The sequence below is a fragment of the Streptomyces sp. NPDC058701 genome, from assembly GCF_042715295.1.
Lineage (GTDB): Bacteria > Actinomycetota > Actinomycetes > Streptomycetales > Streptomycetaceae > Streptomyces.
The window spans coordinates 5,061-26,094 of the sequence record NZ_JBHXSY010000052.1; the positions used below are offsets into that span (position 1 = coordinate 5,061).

Genomic DNA, 21,034 nt, shown 5'->3' on the forward strand with positions numbered 1-21,034 from the left:
CCGGTGCTGCTGACCGACCACAACGCCGACTTCCTGTCCCGGTCGGAGGCCTTCGACCGGGCCGCCGACGCCCTCGCGGCGTGGGCCGAGGAGTACCGGCCCGTGCCCGCCTGACGCGCGCCGGCGGCGTACGAAGGCCCGTACGGGGATCAGCCCTGTGCGGGCCTTCCGCCGTGCAGGGCGATCGCCCGCTGCATGGCCTTGCGGGCCCGCGGGGTGTCGCGGGCGTCGTGGTAGGCGACGGCCAGGCGGAACCAGCTGCGCCAGTCCCCCGGCCGGTCCTCGGTCTCGGCCTTGCGGCGCGCGAAGACCTCGTCGGCGGAGTTCCGCAGGATCCGCCCGTACCCGTCCCGTTCCAGCTCGTCCACGGGCAGGCCGCCCTCGGCCTCCAGCTCGGTCGCGAGCTGGTTGGCCCGGGTGACGAACTGCGTGTTCTTCCAGAGGAACCACACGCCGATGACCGGCAGGATCAGTACGGCCACCCCGAAGGTGACGGTGAGCCAGGTGCCGTGCCGGATCAGCATCAGGCCCCGGCCGCCGGCCAGGACGAAGTAGACCACCAGGACGGCGGCCGTGAGGAAGTACGTGATCTTCGCGCGCATAGTGGTGCCGTCAGCCCAGGTCGAGGAAGTGTTCCAGGCCGAAGGTGAGGCCCGGGGCCGCCGTGACGCGGCGTGCGCCGAGCAGGATGCCCGGCATGAAGCTGCTGTGGTGCAGCGAGTCGTGGCGGATGGTCAGCGTCTCGCCCTCGCCGCCGAGGAGCACCTCCTGGTGGGCCAGCAGGCCGCGCAGGCGGATGGCGTGCACCGGAACCCCGTCCACGTCGGCGCCGCGGGCACCGTCGAGGGCCGTGGCCGTGGCGTCGGGCTGCGCGCCGAGGCCGGCCTCGGCGCGGGCGGCGGCGATGAGCTGCGCCGTGCGGGTGGCCGTGCCGGAGGGGGCGTCGACCTTGTTGGGGTGGTGCAGCTCGACGACCTCGACGGACTCGAAGTATCGCGCGGCCTGCGCGGCGAACTTCATGGTGAGGACGGCGCCGATGGAGAAGTTCGGGGCGATGAGCACGCCGGTTCCCGGCGATCCGGCGAGCCAGGTGTTCAGCCGGGCGAGGCGGTCCTCGGTCCAGCCGGTGGTGCCGACCACGCCGTGGATGCCGTGGCGGACGAGGAACTCCAGGTTCTCCATCACCGAGGCCGGGGTGGTCAGTTCGACGGCGACCTGGGCGCCGGCCTCGGCCAGCGCCTCCAGCTTGTCGCCGCGGCCGAGTGCGGCCACCAGCTCCATGTCGTCGGCGGCCTCGACCGCCTTGACCGCCTCGGCGCCGATACGGCCCCGGGCGCCGAGGACGGCCACGCGCAGCTTGCTCATCTTGGGTCCTTCACAGGTCGGCACAGAGGTGTGTGCGTACGGAACTAGGCGACCGCTTCGTCGAGGCGGGCGGCCTGCTTCTCCTTCAGCGGGCCGATCACCGCGAGCGAGGGCCGCTGGGTCAGCACGTCCCGTGCCACCGAGCGGACGTCGTCCGGGGTCACGGCGGCGATCCGGGCCAGCATGTCGTCGACCGACATCTGGTCGCCCCAGCACAGCTCGCTCTTGCCGATGCGGTTCATGATCGCGCCGGTGTCCTCCAGGCCGAGGACGGTGGAGCCGGAGAGCTGGCCGATGGCCCGCTTGATCTCCTCGTCGTCGAGTCCGTCCGCGGCGACCTTGTCGAGCTCGTCGCGGCAGATCCGCAGGACGTCGTGGACCTGGCCGGGCCGGCAGCCCGCGTACACGCCGAAGAGGCCGGTGTCGGCGAAGCCCGAGGTGTACGAGTACACGCTGTAGGCGAGGCCGCGCTTCTCCCTGACCTCCTGGAAGAGGCGGGAGGACATGCCGCCGCCGAGGGCGGTGTTCAGTACGCCCAGGGCCCAGCGGCGCTCATCGGTGCGGGCGAGACCCGGCATGCCGAGGACGACGTGGGCCTGCTCGGTCTTGCGGTTGATGTGCTCCACCCGGCCGGCGGTGCGGATGCGCCGGGCGCCGGTGCGGGGGCCGATGGGTTCGGCGTCGGTGCGCCCGAGGGCGCCGGCCTTCTCGAAGGCCGCGCGGACCTGGCGCACCAGCTTGTTGTGGTCGACGTTCCCGGCGGCCGCTACGACGAGGTGCGTCGGGTCGTAGTGCTTCTTGTAGAAGCGGCGGATCCGGTCGGCGCCCAGCGCGTTGATGGTGTCGACGGTGCCGAGGACGGGGCGGCCCAGCGGGGTGTCCCCGTACATCGTCTGCGCGAACAGGTCGTGGACCACGTCGCCCGGGTCGTCCTCGGTCATCGCGATCTCTTCGAGGATGACGCCGCGCTCGGCGACGACGTCCTCCTCGCGGATCAGCGAGCCGGTGAGCATGTCGCAGACGACGTCGACGGCCAGTGGCAGGTCCGTGTCGAGCACCCGTGCGTAGTAGCAGGTGTACTCCTTCGCCGTGAAGGCGTTCATCTCGCCGCCGACCGCGTCGATCGCGGAGGAGATGTCCAGGGCGCTGCGCTTCTCGGTGCCCTTGAAGAGGAGGTGTTCCAGGTAGTGCGTGGCGCCGTTCAGCGTCGGCGTCTCGTCACGGGAGCCGACGTGGGCCCAGATGCCGAAGGTGGCGGAGCGGACGGAGGGCAGCGTCTCGGTGACGATGCGCAGTCCGCCGGGGAGCACGGTGCGCCGGACGGTGCCGATGCCGTTGCTCCCCTTGAGCAGGGTTTGGGTACGGGCGACGGCCCGCCCCTCCGAAGAGGGGCGGGCCGTCACACGGGAACTACGCGACATCACTTGTCGGAGTCGTCCTTGTCAGCGTCGTCGTCGCCGGCGGCCTCGCCGTCGATCACGGGGATCAGGGAGAGCTTGCCGCGCGAGTCGATCTCGGCGATCTCCACCTGGACCTTGGTGCCGACCGCGAGCACGTCCTCGACGTTCTCCACGCGCTTGCCACCGGCGAGCTTGCGGATCTGCGAGATGTGCAGCAGACCGTCCTTGCCGGGCATCAGGGAGACGAAGGCACCGAAGGTGGTGGTCTTGACGACCGTACCCAGGTAGCGCTCGCCGACCTCCGGCATGGTCGGGTTGGCGATCGCGTTGATCGTGGCGCGGGCGGCCTCGGCGGCCGGGCCGTCGGCGGCACCGATGTAGATGGTGCCGTCGTCCTCGATCGTGATCTCGGCGCCGGTGTCCTCCTGGATCTGGTTGATCATCTTGCCCTTGGGCCCGATGACCTCGCCGATCTTGTCGACCGGGATCTTGACCGTGATGATCCGCGGGGCGAAGGGGGACATCGCGTCCGGCGTGTCGATCGCTTCCATCATCACGTCGAGGATGTGGAGGCGGGCGTCGCGGGCCTGCTTGAGGGCGGCGGCCAGGACCGAGGCCGGGATGCCGTCGAGCTTGGTGTCCAGCTGGAGCGCGGTGACGAACTCCTTGGTGCCGGCGACCTTGAAGTCCATGTCGCCGAAGGCGTCCTCCGCACCGAGGATGTCGGTGAGGGCGACGTAGTGGGTCTTGCCGTCGATCTCCTGGGAGATCAGGCCCATGGCGATGCCGGCGACGGGGGCCTTGAGGGGCACACCGGCGTTCAGCAGCGACATGGTGGAGGCGCAGACCGAGCCCATGGACGTCGAGCCGTTGGAGCCGAGGGCCTCGGACACCTGACGGATCGCGTAGGGGAACTCCTCGCGGGTCGGGAGGACCGGCACGATGGCGCGCTCGGCGAGCGCGCCGTGGCCGATCTCGCGGCGCTTGGGCGAGCCCACGCGGCCGGTCTCGCCGACGGAGTACGGCGGGAAGTTGTAGTTGTGCATGTAGCGCTTGCGGGTCACCGGGGAGAGGGTGTCCAGCTGCTGCTCCATGCGGAGCATGTTCAGGGTGGTGACGCCCAGGATCTGGGTCTCGCCACGCTCGAACAGCGCCGAGCCGTGCACGCGCGGGATGGCCTCGACCTCGGCGGCGAGGGTACGGATGTCCGTGATCCCGCGGCCGTCGATGCGGACCTTGTCCTTGATGACGCGCTCGCGCACCAGGGCCTTGGTCAGGCTGCGGTACGCGGCGGAGATCTCCTTCTCGCGGCCTTCGAAGGCCGGGAGGAGCTTCTCGGCGGCGATCTCCTTGACGCGGTCCAGCTCGGCCTCGCGGTCCTGCTTGCCCGCGATGGTCAGCGCCTGGGAGAGCTCGCCCTTGACGGCAGCCGAGAGGGCCTCGTACACGTCGTCCTGGTAGTCCAGGAAGACCGGGAACTCGCCCTCGGGCTTGGCGGCCTTGGCGGCGAGGTCGGCCTGGGCCTTGCAGAGGGCCTTGATGAAAGGCTTCGAGGCGTCGAGACCGGCGGCCACGACCTCCTCGGTCGGCGCCTCGGCGCCGCCCTTGACGAGGGCGATGGTCTTCTCGGTGGCCTCGGCCTCGACCATCATGATCGCGACGTCACCGTCATCGAGCACGCGGCCCGCGACGACCATGTCGAAGACGGCGTCCTCGAGCTCGGTGTGCGTCGGGAAGGCCACCCACTGGCCGCGGATCAGCGCGACGCGGACGCCGCCGATCGGGCCGGAGAAGGGCAGGCCCGCGAGCTGGGTGGACGCGGACGCGGCGTTGATCGCGACGACGTCGTACAGGTGGTCCGGGTTGAGCGCCATGATCGTGGCGACGACCTGGATCTCGTTGCGCAGGCCCTTCTTGAAGGAGGGGCGCAGCGGGCGGTCGATCAGGCGGCAGGTGAGGATCGCGTCCTCGGAGGGCCGGCCTTCGCGACGGAAGAAGGAGCCGGGGATCTTGCCGGCCGCGTACTGCCGCTCCTCGACGTCCACCGTGAGGGGGAAGAAGTCGAGCTGGTCCTTGGGCTTCTTCGACGCGGTGGTGGCGGACAGCACCATCGTGTCGTCGTCCAGGTAGGCAACGGCGGAGCCGGCGGCCTGGCGGGCCAGACGGCCCGTCTCGAAGCGGATGGTGCGGGTGCCGAAGGAACCGTTGTCAATGACGGCCTCGGCGTAGTGGGTCTCGTTCTCCACTAGCGTTTTCTCCATTTTCGTCGTCTCCGTCCGCCGCCCGTGTGGCGGTGGACGGTTGCGGAGAAGCGCTCCTGGCGTGCGGGCCGGTCTTCGATCGAAGCATCCGGTTCGGTGCCCGTGGGGGCATTCCGGGTGCCACTACCGAGGACCGGCGGCGTAGGGAGGGCGCTCCTCCTCTTCAGTTGTGCACGTCCTGCGTCTTCCTCGGACGTGCACGTGCGTCCGTGTCCAGACTACAAAGGGTCCGGTCCGGTGCGCACGTACGGCAAAGGGAGCGGCCCCCGGCTGTGGGAACCGCTCCCTTCACGGCGTGTTACTTGGCGCCGGCCGCACCGCGGCGGATGCCGAGGCGCTCGACCAGGGCGCGGAAGCGCTGGATGTCCTTCTTGGCCAGGTACTGCAGCAGACGGCGGCGCTGGCCGACCAGGATCAGCAGACCACGACGGGAGTGGTGGTCGTGCTTGTGCGTCTTGAGGTGCTCGGTCAGGTCCGAGATGCGGCGCGAGAGCATGGCGACCTGGACCTCGGGGGAGCCGGTGTCGCCCTCCTTGGCACCGAACTCGGTGATGATCTGCTTCTTCGTAGCGGCGTCGAGCGGCACGCGTACTCCTCGTGATAGGTCTTCGTTGCCACCGAGTGCCCCAGGTCTGAGTCTCTGGGGAGCTTCCGTAACTCGGAAGGCGGGGTCCGCTGAGCGCAGTCCACAGATCCTTGGTGAAGGGTCCGGGGGACGCGTACACAAACGGCCGTCACACAGCGTACCAGGCTGCCGCATCCCGCCGTCTCAGCTGGTGAGCGACCGGACGCGGGAGTAGACGTCGAGCACCGCGAGGGTCAGCGGCACCAGGCTGAGCAGGACCGCGGCCTCGGTGAGGTCGAGGAGCCGCCCCCAGAAGGGTGACAGACCCTTGCGGGGAATGACCAGCGCAATTCCGGCGAGGAGCGCCGCACCGGCGATCACGGCGGCGGAGAGCCAGAGCGTCCGGACGGTGAGGTCGGCGGCGAGGAGGGTCGGCGGGTTCAGGGCCAGGCCCAGGATGAGGAGCGCGGTGGCGGCGAGGCCTGCGGTCAGGGCGCACACCACCTGGGAGGTGTAGCGGAAGAGGCGGGCGCGCAGCAGCATGGCGAGGCCGGTGGCCAGCGCGAGCAGGCGGCCCCAGGTGTTGTCGGAGAAGCCGAGGACGGCGGCCGCGCCGACGGCGACGGCGGCGCAGCCCGCGACCAGGCCGAGCAGCATCTCGTGGCCGCGGCGGGCCTGGGCGGCGATCTGCTCGGCGTCGAGGGAGGCGGCCTGGTCGTGCGGGTCGGAGCCGGTCTGGTCACCGTACGGGTCGGTCTCGTAGCGGTCCGGGGTGTCGCTGTACTCGACGTACTCGGCGGCGCCCTGCGGGGCGGCGTAGCCGATCGGCAGTCGGGCGAAGCGGGCGGAGAGGCCGGGGAGGAAGGCGACGAGGCCGATGGCCGCGGGGGCGCAGACGGCGGCGGTGGAGGTGGCCGAGGCCTCGGCGGCGATGGCCGCGAAGGTGGCGAGGGTTCCGGTGGCGGCGACGAAGGTGGCCGCGACGAAGGGGGCGTCGCCGCTGGGGGTGAGTGCGACCAGGGCGACGGAGGCGATCAGGACGCAGACGCAGCCGAGCAGGAACTGGAGGCGGCCGGGGCCCTGGCCGGCGGCGGGGGCGATGATGCCGGAGCCGGCGATCAGCAGGTGCGGGAGTGCGGCGAGGCCGAGGGCGACGGCGGAGCCGCGGTCGCGGTAGACGCGGGCGCGCACGCCGGCCACGGCGGTGAGCAGGACGCCCGTGGAGCCCGCGATGACGCCGGCCAGGCCGTACATGTCGTGGCGGACGGGGTCGGCGTACCAGAGGACGAAGCCGAGCATGGTGAACAGGAGCGCGGCGCCGGCCAGTCCCGCGCCGCGCAGCATGTCGTCGCTCCAGCGGTGCCGGTCGCGGACGACGGCGGAGGCCACCGCGTCGGAGACGTCGTCGAAGACGGCGGGCGGCAGGGACTCGGCGAAGGGGCGCAGGCTCAGCACCTCGCCGTCGAGGACCTGTTGGGCGGCGAGGGTGCGGGCGCCGTCGAGGACGGTGCCGGAGCGGCGGACCAGGTGGAAGCCGGTGGGGGCGCCGACGGGCTGTGTCTGGCCGGTGAGGCGCAGCAGCTCGGGGTAGACGTCGGCGACGGCGATGTCCTCGGGGAGGGCGACGTCGATCCGGCTGTCGGGGGCCACGACGGTGACCCTGCAGAAGCCCGTCGTTGCGGCCGTACTCACCTGTGTGACCCCCCTGGTTGGCGTCCGCGCCCGCGGTCGATTCGCGGGTGCGCATGCTGCGCGCGTCACCCTACCGGGCGTGTGGCGGACTGTCGGCACGTAGGATCACCACCCCGGCCGCCGCCGGGAGGTGACCCCGGACGGAGGAGCCCCCCGAACGCCCGGGACTTGGGGGGCGCCGGCCGCGACGTCCCGTCCGTTTTCGAGGGATTGATGCCCCGGTGAGCCAGATCGTCGTCAAACGCCCGCCACGGTCCCTGCCGGCTGAAGTGCCGTCGGAGGAGCTGAGGCTGGAGGCTCCGCCCGAGCTTCCGCGAGGGCAGCAGGAGGGCATGATGATGCAGCTCCTGCCGATGCTCGGCATGGGCTCGTCCGCGGTGTTCTTCTTCATGCCGGGCGCGATGCCCATGATGCGGATCATGGGCGCCCTGATGCTGGTGTCGACGCTCGCCATGGTTATCGCGCAGGTCCTCCGGTTCCGCAGGGGTACGCAGGGGCAAATGGCGGACGTGCGCCGGGACTACCTCAAGTACCTCGCGCAGACGCGCCGTCAGGTTCGGCGGACCGCGCGGGCGCAGCGCGACGCGCAGCTGTACCTGCACCCGGCGCCCGAGCAGCTGTGGTCGGTGGTGGCCGAGGGTTCGCGGCTGTGGGAACGGCGGGTCGGCGACCGGGACTTCGGGCAGGCCCGGCTGGGGCTGGGCGCGCAGCGGCTGTCCACTCCGCTGGTGGCGCCGGACACGGCGCCGGTCGACGAGCTGGAGCCGCTGACGGCGGGCGCGATGCAGCGCTTCCTGAGGGTGCATTCCTCGCTGGACGGGCTGCCGGTGGCGGTGTCGATCCGGGCGTTCTACCACGTGACGGTCTCCGGCGAGCCGGACTCGGCGCGGGGTACGGCGCGCGCGCTGGTGGCGCAGCTGGCGACCCTGCACTCCCCCGAGGACCTGATGGTGGCGGTGGTGGCGGCGCCGGGGGCCATGGCGTCGTGGGACTGGACGAAGTGGCTGCCGCACGCGCAGGTGCCGGGGCAGGTCGACGGGGCCGGTACGAAGCGGCTGTTCGGCGACGACCTGGGCGAGCTGGAGGGGCTGCTGGCCTCCCGGCTGGAGGGGCGGCCGCGGTTCAGCCGGGAGGTGTCCCCCGTACTGGACCAGCCGCACCTGGTGCTGGTGCTGGACGGCGGGTCGGTGCCGCCGGACTCGGTGTTCGCGGCGGCGGAGGGGCTGCAGGGCGTCACCATCGTCGAGGTGGTCGCGGGCGAGCTGGACGAGCCCCGGGGCGGGCTGTCGGTCGTGGTGCGGCCGGGGCGGCTGCGTCTGGAGTCGGGCGCGGGGGTGGCGTACGAGGGCGTGCCGGACACCCTGTCGCTGCCCGCGGCGGAGGCCCTCGGCCGGCAGCTGGCGCCGCTGCGCACGGGCGGCGGGGACGACGACGAGCCGCTGCTGGCGAACCTGGACTTCACGGACCTGCTGAACCTGGGCGACGCGGCCGCGGTGGACGTGGCGCGGACCTGGCGGCCGCGGTCGGCCGGTGAGCGGCTGCGCGTGCCGATCGGGGTCGGCGAGGACGGCGGTCCGGTCATGCTGGACCTGAAGGAGGCCGCCCAGGAGGGGATGGGCCCGCACGGCCTGTGCGTGGGCGCGACGGGTTCGGGCAAGTCGGAGCTGCTGCGCACGCTGGTGCTGGGGCTGGCGGTGACGCACACCTCGGAGACGCTGAACTTCGTGCTCGCCGACTTCAAGGGCGGTGCGACCTTCACCGGCATGGGGCAGATGCCCCACGTGGCGGCGGTCATCACCAACCTGGCGGACGACCTGACGCTCGTGGACCGGATGGGCGACTCGATCCGCGGTGAGCTCCAGCGCCGCCAGGAGCTGCTGCGTTCGGCGGGCAACTACGCCAACATCCACGACTACGAGAAGGCGCGCGCGGCCGGCGCGCCGCTGGAGCCGCTCGCGTCGCTGGTGCTGGTGATCGACGAGTTCAGCGAACTGCTGACGGCCAAGCCGGACTTCATCGACATGTTCATCCAGATCGGCCGGATCGGCCGGTCTCTGGGCGTGCACCTGCTGCTGGCCTCGCAGCGGCTGGAGGAGGGCAAGCTGCGCGGGCTCGACACGTACCTGTCGTACCGGATCGGTCTGCGGACCTTCTCCGCTGCGGAGTCGCGGACCGCGATCGGCGTGCCGGACGCCTACCACCTGCCGTCGGTGCCCGGTTCGGGCTACCTGAAGTTCGGGACGGACGAGATGACGCGCTTCAAGGCGGCGTACGTCTCGGGCACCTACCGCTCGGGCGGCCCCGACCTGTCGGTGGGGCTGTTCCCGGTGGAGCGGCGGCCCGCCCTGTTCACGGCGGCGCCGGTCCCGGTGGTGTACGCGGCCCCGGACCCGGCGTACCTGGCGTCGCAGTCCTCCCGGGGGGACGACGCGCTGGCCGACACGGTGCTGGACGTGATCGTGGGCCGGCTGGAAGGGCAGGGTGTCCCGGCGCACCAGGTGTGGCTGCCGCCGCTCGACCAGGCGCCGCCGCTGGACCAGCTCCTGCCGGCGCTGGCCCCGAGCACGGAGCGCGGGCTGCACGCGGAGGGGTACACGCGGCCCGGTGGTCTGATCGTGCCGCTCGGTCTGATCGACAAGCCGTTCGAGCAGCGGCGCGAGGTGCTGTACCGGGACTTCTCCGGCGCGGCGGGCCACATGATGGTGGTCGGCGGCCCGCAGTCGGGCAAGTCGACGCTGATGCGGACGCTGATCTCGTCGTTCGCGCTGACGCACACCCCGCGCGAGGTGCAGTTCTACGGGCTGGACTTCGGCGGTGGCAGCCTGTCGTCGGTGGCGGAGCTCCCGCACGTGGGCGGCATCGCCTCGCGTCTGGACCCGGAGCGGGTGCGGCGCACGGTCGCGGAGGTCGGCGGCATCCTGAACCGCCGCGAGGAGTTCTTCCGCTCGAACAACATCGACTCGATCGGGACCTACCGGCGCCGCCGGGCGGCGGGCGAGCTGCCCGGCGAGCCGTGGGGCGACGTGTTCCTCGTCGTCGACGGCTGGGGCAACTTCCGCGGCGAGTACGACGGCCTGGAGCAGGTCGTCACGGACATCGCGTCCCGCGGCCTGGGCTACGGCATCCATGTGGTGATCACCGCGGCCCGGTACATGGAGGTGCGGGCCGCGCTGAAGGACCAGATGCTCAGCCGGCTGGAGCTACGGCTCGGCGACGTCATGGACTCCGAGTTCGACCGCAAGGTCGCGGCGAACGTCCCGGCGGGGATGCCGGGGCGGGGCCAGGTGGCGGAGAAGCTGCACTTCCTGGGCGCGCTGCCGCGGATCGACGGCTCCCACGAGGCGGAGGACCTCTCCGAGGCCACGGCGGCCTTCGTGGACGCGGTGAAGCGCGGCTGGGCGGGTCAGGCGGCTCCGGGCGTGCGGCTGCTGCCGCGGCTGCTCCACTGCGACCAGTTGCCCAGGGGCGGCGAGCACCCCGGCCGCGGGATCGCGATCGGCATCGACGAGATGGAACTGGAGCCGGTGTTCGTCGACTTCGAGTCCGATCCGTTCCTGCTGGTCTTCGGCGAGAGCGAGTCGGGCAAGACGAACCTGCTGCGGCTCATCGCGCGGCAGATCGCCGAGCGGTACACGCCCGACCAGGCGCGCCTGGTCGTGGGCGACTACCGGCGGAGCCTGCTCGGGGCGCTGCCGGAGGAGCACCTGCTGGAGTACGCGCCGATGGCGAGTTCCCTGCAGATGCACATGGAGGCGCTGGGCGGGGTGTTCTCGCGGCGTCAGCCGCCGACGGACGTCACCCCGCAGCAGCTGCGCGACCGCAGCTGGTGGACCGGGCCGGACGTGTTCATCATCATCGACGACTTCGACCTGGTGGCGACGAGCCAGGGCAATCCGCTGGCCCCGCTGGTGGAGTTCCTGCCCTTCGCCCGGGACACGGGCGTCCGTTTCATCATCGCCCGCAACTCCGCGGGTGCCTCGCGCTCGATGTACGAGCCGTTCATGCAGCGGATCAAGGAGCTGGGCGCGCAGGGCGTCGTGCTGTCCGGCGACCCGTCGGAGGGCGACCTCGTGGGCAACGTGCGGCCGCGTCCGATGCCGCCGGGCCGCGCCTACTTCTCCTCGCGCCGGCGGGGCACGTCGCTGGTGCAGCTCGGGCGGATGCCCGGGATGTGAGGTACCGATCGGGGGAAAGCCGCGTCGCCGGGCGGCGCGGCCCCGATAATCGGCGGTGAAGACCGCTCCACCGAGGGAAGGGCCGCACATGGGCACCCAGCAGGAGAAGGACGAGCTGTACGCGCTCGACATCAGCGGCGTCGAGTGGGAGGGCCCGCCCGGGACCAGCCCCGACGAGGAGCGTGTGGAGATCGCCCGGCTGCCCGAGGGCGCGGTGGCGATGCGCTCCTCCCTGGACCGCGAGACGGTGCTGCGCTACACGGCGGCCGAGTGGGAGGCGTTCGTACTGGGCGCCAGGGACGGCGAGTTCGACCTGGAGCGGCACCGGCCGTGAGCGGCCGGCGTCCCGTGCGGCGCCGGCCGACGGCGAAGGGGCGCGCCCGGTGCGGGCGCGCCCCTTCGGCACGTACGGACGTCGCCGCGGCCTAGAAGCCTTCGGTGAACAGGCGCGAGGCCTTCTGGTCCGTGGAGCGGTAGTCGTCCTTGCCGCGCTCGATGAGCTGGGCGACCTGCTCGAGCGTGGACTTCATGTGCTCGGCCTTGCCCTTGTACTTGCTCTGGAGCTGGATGTAGGCGGCGTGCGCCTCACCGTCCCAGGTGTCCGTGACGACCTTCAGGGCCTGGTCCATGGCGGTCAGGTCGTCGACGATCTTCTTGGAGACCGTGCGGATGCGGTTGGCCATCTGCTGGACGCTCTCGTACTGGACCTTGGTGTGGCCGTCGGTGGCAGCCATGTTCATCTCCTTCGGGCTGAGCGGGCTGTTCGGTGGACGAAGCGGTCAGATGCCGTTGAGACCGGAGTTGTTGCCGCTGGACTGGACGGCCTTGAACGCGGTGCGCACGTCGTCGTCCTGCGCGTTGCTCAGGTTCTTGGTCTGGGCGACCGCGTTGTGCAGGATCCCCAGCAGCCGGCGGATCTGGTCGTGGTCCTCGTTGACCACCGTCTGCGCGCTGATGAACCCCGAGGCACCCACACCGGTCCAGCCGGCGCTCACGGTGGCCAGGATGTCGGCCAGCTCGCGGGCCTGGGTGGTGACGGCATCGCCCGTTTCGGAGATCTTGTTCTTCGCCTGGACGATGGGATCGTCCGCAAGTCCGAAAGTGTTGCTCATCCGAAGCTCCTCACTTCTCAATTCGCCGGCAGAACCGGCGGATCGCGTGGCGGAGCGGACGGTCCCCGGCGCGGTGTCAGCCACGCGCCCCGGACATCCCCCTCCGCTTCACGCGAATCCCCCGATCACAGTCGTGAAGCCTGTTGCCACTCTAGCCAGTTCATCGGCCCTGCCCAACACCGGTGGGTCGGTACCGTCGATGGACCGTGACCGTTCACTGCAAACGGCTACGGCGGTTCCGGGCATCCCGGACGACCGTCGCGGTGCCCGCGATGACGGCGATCAGGACCGCGCCGATCCCGAGAGCGTACGTTCCGAGGCGCTCCTCGCGCTCCTGCGGGGTCTCGGCGAGCTGGAGCACCGCCGCCTCCGGGGCGACGGCCGGCGGCGGGCCGGGGTCCGGGACCGGGGCCTTCGGCGGCTCGTGGTCCTGGCCGAGGGCGCGGACCGGGTCCACGACACCCCAACCGACGTAGTCGTCACGGCCGTTGACGGCCCGTTCGGCGGTGTTCTGGATCTGCCAGACGATCTGCTCGACGCTCCAGTCGGGGTGCTCGGCGCGCAGCAGGGCGGCGACCCCGGCGACGTACGGAGCGGAGAAGCTGGTGCCGTTGTCGATGCACTGGCCGAAGCCGGGGACGGTGGAGACCATGTCGACGCCGGGCGCCGCGATGCCGATGAAGTCGCCGGGCTGGGAGAACGCCGCGCGTTCGTTGTTGCGGTCCGAGGAGGCCACGGCGAGCACCCCGGGGAAGGCGGCCGGGTAGGTCCGGCGCTTCTCGCCGCTCATGCCGTCGTTGCCGGCGGAGGCGACCACGACGACCTTGGCGTCGATGGCCTTGCGCACCGCCGTGCCGAGGGCGGAGTCCGGCGAGAGCGGCACGTCGGTGTCCTGCGAGATGTTGATGACCTGGGCGCCCTTGGCGACCGCGTGGTCGATCGCGGCGGCGAGAGAGGCGGCGTCGCCCTGCCCGCGGCCGTCGTTCTGCCGGATCGGGATGATCGTGGCCTCCGGGGCCAGGCCGACGAAGCCGGTGCCGGCCTGGGGGCGGGCGGCGATGAGCCCGGCGACCTTCGTGCCGTGGCCGACGGTGTCGTTGGTGCCGTCTCCGGCGGGCTTGCCGCCCTTGCCGTCGCCCTTGCCGTCGTCCGCGGGTGCGCCGCCGGCTCCTCCGGTTCCGACGAAGTCCCGGCCGGCACTGACGTCGATGGCGCCGCTGAGCTGCGGGTTCGTCCGGTCGACTCCGGTGTCGATGACGGCGACGCGGATGCTGTTGCCCTTCGCGTCCTTGCCCTTGGTCTGCGCCCAGAGTTCGTCCAGGAGCAGCCGCTGGAGGGCCCAGGGGCGGTCCTCGATCTGCTTCTTCATGGGGAAGGTGCACTCGCCCGCCCCGTCGAGGCCGAGCGCGTACGGGGGCTGCGGCGCGGGCGGGCCGGGGGCGGGTGCGGCGGCGGCCGCCGAGCCGGACAGCGCGACGAGGCCGAAGCCGACGGCGAGGAGCGCGCACCGCGTCGCGGGGGTCACGCGGGCCACGGGCGGCCGGGAGGTCCGCGGCGGGGACACCGGAGGTCGGGGCATCGGCGACTTCCTCACGAACCCTGGGGCTGACGGGCGGAGTTGGTGTCCAGGCGCGGCCCCTTGGAGAGGAACTCCGACCACGCGATGGGCACCATGGCCGGGGCTACGGTGCCGTAGCCGAGCCGGATCTGCGCCTGGCTGGCCTCGGGGCGGGCGTCCGCTCCGTCCTTGGCCTGCTGTTCCGGCGCGCCGATCTTCGACTTCTCGCTGTCGCTGTCGCCGTTGGCCTGGACGGCGTACCGCAGGCCGGTGTCGGTGACCAGGAAGAGCGAGCCGCCGGCGGTGGTCTGCTTCCCCTGGACCTGCGTGTAGAGCAGTCCGGAACCCGGGGTGACGTACGCGCTGGTGCCGCTGGCCGTGATGTCGATGGGGAAGGCGGTGCCGGCCCAGGTGCTCAGGGTCGCGTTGCCCTGGCCGTCCACCGCGCGGAGCACCGTGCACACGGTGTCGCGGTGGGCCGCGCCGTTCGGCTGGGCGCCGCCCGGCTGGGCCGCGCCGGCGGGTGCGGTCTGGTTGACGCGCTCCGCCTTGCGCTGCGGCCACCGGGCGTTCCCGGCGAAGGGGGTGGCGTCCGGGGCGAGGGCCTGGAGGTCGATCTCGCGGGCCTTGCCGTTCATGTTGAGGCCGTCGGTCTCGGGGGCGGAGATCAGCAGCCAGGCGGCGAACTCCGAGACCGGGGCGACCTTTCCGGGCAGGACCACGTAGAACTGCGTGCCGGAGCCCGTCTGGGCGGTGAGCACCATGCCCACCTTGTTGTCCGCGGTGGCCAGGCCCGTGACGTCGGCGTTGGCGCCGGCTTTGGCGGGAAGCCGCGGGAAGGCCAGGTCGTCACCGGGGGCGAGGGTCCCCAGCCACTCCTCGGTGACCTGCTGCGGGGTGGCGCCCGTGCCGACCAGGGCGGTGGTCATCGTCCCGGCGGCCGCGTCGCCCTCGGGGAACTTGTACTTCGTGCCCGTCGCGTCGACCAGGTAGCGCTCCTTGCCCGGCCCGGTGCTCTGCACGTACAGCGACTGGGCCTCGCCGACCCGGCGCTGGTCGTCGAGGACGCGCGCCTCGCGGTCGGCGAGGACGAAGGTGGCCGTCTGCACGCCGCGGCCGTTGCCGCCGGGCTGCTGGCAGACCGCCCAGCGCTTGGCCCGCCCGGCGTCCTCCTTGGCGGGGAGCCGGTCGGGGGCGTACGGGATGCCGATGATGGGGCCGCGCGGCGGCTTTCCCCGGTCCAGGACCTTGTCCTCGACCTGGACCACCTTGGACTTGGACCCGTTCAGCAACAGGCGCGCGGAGGCGAGGTTCAGCACCGGGTGCAGCCGGGGCTGGTCCTTGCCGTTGACCTTGGTCGTCAGGACCACGTAGCGGGTGGTCGACTGCTTGCCGACGATGACCTGGGTGCCGGGCTCGGCCCAGCCCTTGGGGGCGGTCGGCTTGAACATGCCCCAGGCGCCGAAGCCGGCGACGATGAGCGCGCCGATGACCAGCCCCGGGACGACGGCGCGCAGCGGGCGCGGAGCGCCCTCCTCGGTCCCCGTCGCCGAGGGCTGGAGGAACGCGGCCACCGTGCGCCGCTTCGCGAAGGTGTACGCGTTGAGCTCATCACGTCGTGATGCCATGACTGCCTGATTCTCCCCGCACGGCCGGTCGGTGGCTACGGTCTCCGGGCCTCGATGGTCGGACCGGGGTCCTACTATGCCTCCTGACGGTCCGTGCGGAGGGGCCGGGTAGGGTGGGGCCGCCGTCCAGCGCCTTCCGGAGCGGTTCGATCAGGGCTTGCCGGGGCGGATCGGGGAGGTTCCGGGGCGCGCGGCGGATGCCGCGCGGCGCCGGAATGCACGGGGCGCTGCCCCGGAAAGGGGAGGTGCGCGAGTGATGGCCACCGCGACGCAACCGCAGACCGCCGCGGCCGCACCCGCACACGGCGGGGTGACGCCGCATCCGGAGTCGAGCCCCGGCCGTTTCGGTCCGTTCCGATTGCAACAGCTCGTCCTGCTCCAGCTCGCCGCCGCGGGCCTGTTGGCCGCGTGGGTGGTCGATCCTCTGCTGCTGATTCCCGCCGGCGTGCCGGCGCTGGTCCTGGTCGTGCTGGCCGTCGTACGCCGTCACCAGCGCTCCCTGCCCGAGTGGATCGGCGGCGCGCTGGCCCTGCGCGCGCGCCGCCGCCGGGCCGCGTCGCTGGCCGTGCCCGCGGGCACCGAGCCGGGGCTGGCGCCGCTCGTCGAGGCCGATCCGGCCCTGCGCACGCTGACGTTCAGCGACCGCGAGCGGCGGCCGGTCGGGATGATCGGCGACGGGACCTTCCTGACCGCGGTCGTCCAGGTGGACACGGACGCCACCGCGCTGCGCCCCGACCGGGCGACCCGGCCGCTGCCGCTGGGCGTCGTACGGGACATCCTCGAAGTGGACGGGATCCGGCTGGAGTCCGCGCAGCTGGTGCAGCACACGCAGCCGGCGCCGGCGCCGCACCTGCCGGCCCGGTCCATGGCCACCCGCAACTACGCCCCGCTGCAGGCCCGGACGGGTACTCCGGCCGTGCGGCTGACGTGGATCGCGCTCAAGCTCGACCCGGAGCTGTGCCCCGAGGCGGTGACCGCGCGCGGCGGCGGGCTCGCGGGGGCGCAGCGCTGCGTGGTGCGGGCGGCGGACCAGCTGGCGAGCCGGCTGGCCGGGGCCGGGTTCACGGCCACCGTGCTGACCGAGCAGGAGCTGACGGCCGCGCTGGCCACGTCCTCGTGCGCGAACCCGATGGCGATCACCCAGGCGGGCCGTTCCGCCAGTACGGGGCGGCGCACGGAGGAGACCTCGCGGACCTGGCGCTGCGACGACCGCCGGCACACCACGTACTGGATCGGACGCTGGCCGCAGCTGGGCGGGGCCGGGGCGGCGGCGCTGCCGCAGTTCGTGGCGCTGCTGACCTCGCTGCCCGCGCTCGCGACCAACTTCAGTCTGACGATGGCCGCGGCCGGCCGGCGGGGCGTGACGCTCACCGGACACGTACGGGTGACGGGCCGCAGTGACGAGGAACTGGTCACCGCACGGCGGGAGTTGGAGCGGACGGCACGGGGCGTGAAGGCGGGGCTGGTCCGGCTGGACCGGGAACAGGTGCCGGGGCTGCTGGCCTCGCTGCCGCTGGGAGGGGCGCGATGAGGGGTGGGTTCGGGCTCGTCGGGCCGCGTCGGGCCCGGCACGTCGTGCAGGCCGCGGAGCTGGACGCGCTGGCCCTGCCCGTGGGCGACGACGGGGTGGTGATCGGCGTGGACGCCGAGGGCCGGCCGGCGGTGCTCGGCATCAACCGGCCGACCCCGTACGAGGTGACGCTCATCGGCGGTCTCTGGACGGCGCAGGTGCTGGCGCTGCGCGCGGCGGCCACGGGCGCACGGGTGGCGGTGGAGACCGGACGCGGCCAGGTGTGGTCCGGACTGGCCCGGGAGGCGGGCGGCGGCCAGCAGTGCGTGACCCTCCACGAGGTGGGCCGCGTCCCGCCGCAGGGCGCGTCGGCAGGCAGCCCGGTGCTGGTGATCCGCGACTGCGGGATGCGTCCGCCGCGCGGCCGGGTGGTGGCCGGGCCGTGGCAGTCGGTGCTGACGCTGCTGCCGTACCTGAGCCCGACGGCCCCGCGGCTGCTCCAGCAGTCCTCGCTGGCGGGCGTGCAGCGGGTGTCGCCGGACGAGGCGGAACAGATCGGCCGGCTGATGAACCTGCCGCGGCCCGCGGTGGATTCACTGCCGACGCTGGGCGACGGGGTGACGCTGTGGTGCACGCCGCGCGACCGGCAGTTCGTGATGACCCAGGGCACGGACGCGGAGACGGGCCTGCTGGGCGGCGCGCGGCGGATCGACTAAGGGCTGTCCCGTCATCCCTGGTGGATCAGCGCGCGGCGTCGGATGCGGCACGTCGCAAGGCGGAGGGGCGCCCTCATACCGGGCGTATGAGGGCGTTCCGACCACGCGGCGAGGCGCCGTGGCTGACGCCGCGCGCCCGCCGGGGATTGCGGGACAGCCCTCAGGGAGCCTTTTTCGGATCCCGCCGGCCGGGACCGCGCTGTCCGGTGCCGTGCACCGCACGGCGGAAGGCCGGCCGGATTCGGCCGAGTACCGGACGGACTCGGCCGGCCCGGCGACGCGGCGAGATGCGGTGCCGGGCGGCGCGGGCCCGGCACGGTCCGAGGGAGACGGACCGGGGACGGCCCGGCTTCCGGTCCGGGCGGGAGGGACCCCGGCCGGGTGGGGCGGGTACGGGCGGCGGACACTCGTGTCGGGGCGCGATTAGGCTGGGCGCGGCCGCGGCGTCGAGGTGGACGCCGGACCGTGTACGACAGACCAGGAGGACCAGTGAGCGGCGATCGGAACGAGAGGCGCGGCGGGGCGTGGGACGTCCCGACGGACGATCAGTCCGACGCGGAGCCCGAGCTGACGGGCGAGTTCACCATCGACTACACCCCACCGGCCTGGTACACGCAGGACGCGGCTCCGGCCGTCTCCGTCCCGGGTCTGCCCGCGGGGAGCGGCTTCGAGCCGCACCGGCCCTCGGACGGGCCCCCGACCCCGCCGGCGCGGACCGCTCCGCCGGCCCCCAGGACGCCCTCGGACGGCGCGGGCCTGCCGTCGGCTCCCCCGGAGCCGCTGACGCCGTCCGCTCCCCCGGAGCCGACGCCGTCCGCCCCGGTGGCGGGGCCGGCTCAGGTGCCCGCCGCCGTGCCGGCTCCCGTGCCGGCTCCCGCCCCGGCTCCCGTGCCGGCTCCCGGAACTCCGGCCGCGGCCGAGCCGCAGGACCCGTACCGGGCTCCGGCGCCCGCGCCCGCGGTGCCGGTTCCGGCGCCGCTCGGGGACGAGGCGCCCGCGCCCGCCGCGGCCCGGACTCCGCTCGCGCCCGGCGACGCGGCGCCCGAGCTGCCCGGCCCGTACGGAGCCCCCGCGCCGGTCGCGGTCGCTCCCCCGGCGTCCGGCCCGTACGGCGCCCCGGCCGCCGGGCGTGCGCCGCAGACCCCGGCGGCGGCCGCGGCGCCCGTACCCGACCCGCACCGGATGCCGGTTCCGCCGGCGGCGGCAGCGCCCCGCGAGGACGCGCCGGTCCAGGACGCGCCCTACGGGGACGCCCCCGTCCCGCCCGCGCCGCACCGGGAACCCCCGTCCGAGGGCGGGCCGTACCCGGACGCGCCCCGGGACGCGCTGCCCGGGGACGCGCCCCCGGCCGACGCCGCGGGAGCCGGGACCCCCGCGCCCGGCCCGTACCACGACGCCGCCCCGGCTCCGGTCGAGCCGCCGGTGGCGTACCCGGCCCCGGCGCCGGTCGAGCCGCCCGGCCCGTACCCGGCTCCCGGTCCGGCGCACGCCGCCGGGACCCCCGCGCCCGGCCCGTACCGCGACGCCGCCCCGGCAGCGGTGCCCGCGCCCGGGGAGACCCCGTTCGGAGGGACCCCCGCCGCGGGACCGGCGGGCCCGCCCGAGGTGCCGCAGCCCGGCCCCGAGCAGTCCTTCGGGGGACCGGGCGGAGAGCTGCCGTCGCTGCCGCCCACGTTCGCGGCGCAGGACGCGTACCCGTATCCGTACCCCCCGCAGGCCCAGGCCCAGCCCCAGGCCCCGCAGCCGGACCCCAGGGCCGCCTCCGAGTGGTCCCCCGGGCCGCAGGCGCAGCACGACCCCCGCTACGCCGCCGGGCAGGCCACCGGCGGGGCGCCGCTCGGCTACACGGCCGCCGTCGAGCTGTCCTCCGACCGGCTGCTGCGCAACAAGCAGAAGTCCAGGAACAACAGTGGCGGGGGCGGTGTCGGAAGCCGGTTCCGCTTCGGCGGCAAGGCGGCCGAAGCGGAGCGCCAGCGCAAGCTGGAGCTGATCCGCACCCCGGTCATGTCCTGCTACCGCATCGCCGTCATCAGCCTCAAGGGCGGCGTCGGCAAGACCACGACCACGACCGCCCTCGGCGCCACCCTCGCGACCGAGCGCCAGGACAAGATCCTCGCGATCGACGCGAACCCCGACGCCGGCACCCTCGGCCGCCGCGTCCGCCGCGAGACCGGCGCGACGATCCGCGACCTCGTCCAGGCGATCCCGTACCTCCACTCGTACATGGACATCCGCCGGTTCACCTCGCAGGCGCCCTCCGGGCTGGAGATCATCGCCAACGACGTGGACCCGGCCGTCTCGACGACCTTCAACGACGAGGACTACCGCCGCGTCCTGGAGACGCTCGGACGCCAGTACCCGATCATCCTCACGGACTCGGGCACCGGGCTCCTCTACTCCGCCATGCGCGGCGTCCTGGACCTGGCCGACCAGCTGATCATCATCTCGACCCCGTCCGTGGACGGCGCCAGCAGCGCCAGCACCACCCTCGACTGGCTCTCGGCCCACGGGTACGCCGACCTCGTCTCGCGGTCCCTCACCGTCATCTCGGGGGTCCGCGAGACCAGCAAGATGATCAAGGTCGAGGACATCGTGCAGCACTTCGAGACCCGCTGCCGGGGCGTGGTCGTGGTGCCCTTCGACGAGCACCTCGCGGCCGGCGCCGAGGTCGACCTCGACATGCTGCGGCCCAAGACCCGCGAGGCGTACTTCCACCTCTCCGCCCTGGTGGCCGAGGACTTCTCCCGCGCGCAGCAGCAGGCCGCGCAGAACCACTGGGGCGCTCCCCAGCAGCCTCAGCCCCATCAGCCCCACCCGCAGCCCCACGGTCCGGCCCAGCCGTCCCCGTACGGGCCGCCCCAGGGCCAGCCCCCGTACCAGCAGCCCCCGCAGCCCTACGGCCGGCCCTACCCGCAGCCCGGCCAGCCCTGGCAGCAGCCCCCGGCACCGCAGCAGCACCCCCAGCAGCCGCCCCAGCCCTCCCAGCCCCCGCGCGACCCGCGCCTCGGCTGAGGGGACGGGGACGCGCCCATCCTGCGACGCGGACGAAGAA

At 73.2% G+C, this 21,034-nt stretch carries 15 protein-coding genes; 5 read left to right on the forward strand and 10 right to left on the reverse strand.

The features are described from left to right. Positions 1-149: 149 nt before the first annotated feature. The 6 genes from ACFWW8_RS33390 to eccD all read right to left on the reverse strand — a co-directional run bounded on the left by ACFWW8_RS33390 (position 150) and on the right by eccD (position 7,283). Entirely contained in the window at positions 150-602 is a 453-nt protein-coding gene (locus ACFWW8_RS33390; RefSeq protein WP_386535222.1) for a hypothetical protein, read from the reverse strand. 10 nt (positions 603-612) lie between these two features. Further along, positions 613-1,365 carry a 4-hydroxy-tetrahydrodipicolinate reductase gene (dapB, locus tag ACFWW8_RS33395; RefSeq protein ID WP_386535225.1) on the reverse strand — a complete coding sequence of 251 codons (753 nt, stop codon included), beginning with the start codon at positions 1,363-1,365 and terminating at the stop codon, positions 613-615. A 44-nt stretch (positions 1,366-1,409) separates the two neighbouring features. Continuing rightward, positions 1,410-2,789, reverse strand: coding sequence for a M16 family metallopeptidase (locus ACFWW8_RS33400; RefSeq protein WP_386535226.1), 1,380 nt, complete (start codon positions 2,787-2,789; stop codon positions 1,410-1,412). Further along, entirely contained in the window at positions 2,786-5,011 is a 2,226-nt protein-coding gene (locus ACFWW8_RS33405; protein WP_386535298.1) for a polyribonucleotide nucleotidyltransferase, read from the reverse strand. The genes ACFWW8_RS33400 and ACFWW8_RS33405 overlap by 4 nt, the downstream gene beginning before the upstream one ends. A 313-nt stretch (positions 5,012-5,324) precedes the next feature. Next, positions 5,325-5,612 (reverse strand): 30S ribosomal protein S15, encoded by a 288-nt coding sequence (rpsO, locus tag ACFWW8_RS33410; RefSeq protein WP_030718724.1) that lies wholly within the window; start codon positions 5,610-5,612, stop codon positions 5,325-5,327. A 183-nt stretch (positions 5,613-5,795) separates the two neighbouring features. Then, complete coding sequence (gene eccD / locus ACFWW8_RS33415) at positions 5,796-7,283, reverse strand: type VII secretion integral membrane protein EccD (RefSeq protein WP_386535229.1); 1,488 nt, start codon at positions 7,281-7,283, stop codon at positions 5,796-5,798. 221 nt (positions 7,284-7,504) lie between these two features. On the opposite strand from eccD, the gene eccCa reads away from it, so the two are divergent. Continuing rightward, on the forward strand, positions 7,505-11,458 hold the full coding sequence (gene eccCa / locus ACFWW8_RS33420; RefSeq protein WP_386535232.1) for a type VII secretion protein EccCa: 3,954 nt from the start codon (positions 7,505-7,507) through the stop codon (positions 11,456-11,458). 88 nt (positions 11,459-11,546) lie between these two features. Further along, positions 11,547-11,792, forward strand: coding sequence for a DUF397 domain-containing protein (locus ACFWW8_RS33425; protein ID WP_150517554.1), 246 nt, complete (start codon positions 11,547-11,549; stop codon positions 11,790-11,792). Between the two features lie 91 nt (positions 11,793-11,883). Here the strand turns inward: ACFWW8_RS33425 and ACFWW8_RS33430 are convergent, their stop codons facing one another. From ACFWW8_RS33430 to eccB, 4 genes are all read right to left on the reverse strand, one after another. Beyond that, a complete protein-coding gene (locus ACFWW8_RS33430) occupies positions 11,884-12,192 on the reverse strand; it encodes a WXG100 family type VII secretion target (protein ID WP_386535236.1) in 309 nt (102 codons plus the stop codon). Positions 12,193-12,237: 45 nt separating this feature from the next. Then, positions 12,238-12,570, reverse strand: coding sequence for a hypothetical protein (locus ACFWW8_RS33435; RefSeq protein ID WP_386535238.1), 333 nt, complete (start codon positions 12,568-12,570; stop codon positions 12,238-12,240). A gap of 214 nt (positions 12,571-12,784) precedes the next feature. Beyond that, the gene (mycP, locus tag ACFWW8_RS33440; protein ID WP_386535239.1) at positions 12,785-14,149 is read right to left on the reverse strand and encodes a type VII secretion-associated serine protease mycosin; all 1,365 of its coding nucleotides are present in this window, start codon (positions 14,147-14,149) and stop codon (positions 12,785-12,787) included. Positions 14,150-14,160: 11 nt separating this feature from the next. Then, positions 14,161-15,756 carry a type VII secretion protein EccB gene (eccB, locus tag ACFWW8_RS33445; RefSeq protein ID WP_386535242.1) on the reverse strand — a complete coding sequence of 532 codons (1,596 nt, stop codon included), beginning with the start codon at positions 15,754-15,756 and terminating at the stop codon, positions 14,161-14,163. Between the two features lie 256 nt (positions 15,757-16,012). Between eccB and eccE the strand changes: the two genes are divergently transcribed. The 3 genes from eccE (at position 16,013) to ACFWW8_RS33460 (ending at position 20,994) form a co-directional block, all read left to right on the forward strand. Then, positions 16,013-17,287: a type VII secretion protein EccE gene (gene eccE / locus ACFWW8_RS33450; protein WP_386535245.1), complete on the forward strand. Its 1,275-nt coding sequence runs from the start codon at positions 16,013-16,015 to the stop codon at positions 17,285-17,287. Beyond that, positions 17,284-17,982: a hypothetical protein gene (locus ACFWW8_RS33455; RefSeq protein ID WP_386535248.1), complete on the forward strand. Its 699-nt coding sequence runs from the start codon at positions 17,284-17,286 to the stop codon at positions 17,980-17,982. Before eccE ends, ACFWW8_RS33455 begins: the two co-directional genes overlap by 4 nt. Positions 17,983-18,471: 489 nt before the next feature. Beyond that, positions 18,472-20,994 carry an SCO5717 family growth-regulating ATPase gene (locus ACFWW8_RS33460; protein WP_386535251.1) on the forward strand — a complete coding sequence of 841 codons (2,523 nt, stop codon included), beginning with the start codon at positions 18,472-18,474 and terminating at the stop codon, positions 20,992-20,994. Positions 20,995-21,034 lie beyond the last annotated feature (40 nt).

Coding starts and splice junctions, on each gene's coding strand:
- ACFWW8_RS33455 (WP_386535248.1), top strand. CDS start 17,284: ATGAGGGGTGGGTTCGGGCTCGTCGGGCCGCGTCGGGCCCGGCACGTC.
- eccB (WP_386535242.1), bottom strand. CDS start 15,756: ATGGCATCACGACGTGATGAGCTCAACGCGTACACCTTCGCGAAGCGG.
- ACFWW8_RS33390 (WP_386535222.1), bottom strand. CDS start 602: ATGCGCGCGAAGATCACGTACTTCCTCACGGCCGCCGTCCTGGTGGTC.
- ACFWW8_RS33430 (WP_386535236.1), bottom strand. CDS start 12,192: ATGGCTGCCACCGACGGCCACACCAAGGTCCAGTACGAGAGCGTCCAG.
- dapB (WP_386535225.1), bottom strand. CDS start 1,365: ATGAGCAAGCTGCGCGTGGCCGTCCTCGGCGCCCGGGGCCGTATCGGC.
- ACFWW8_RS33425 (WP_150517554.1), top strand. CDS start 11,547: ATGGGCACCCAGCAGGAGAAGGACGAGCTGTACGCGCTCGACATCAGC.
- ACFWW8_RS33435 (WP_386535238.1), bottom strand. CDS start 12,570: ATGAGCAACACTTTCGGACTTGCGGACGATCCCATCGTCCAGGCGAAG.
- mycP (WP_386535239.1), bottom strand. CDS start 14,149: ATGCCCCGACCTCCGGTGTCCCCGCCGCGGACCTCCCGGCCGCCCGTG.
- eccE (WP_386535245.1), top strand. CDS start 16,013: ATGGCCACCGCGACGCAACCGCAGACCGCCGCGGCCGCACCCGCACAC.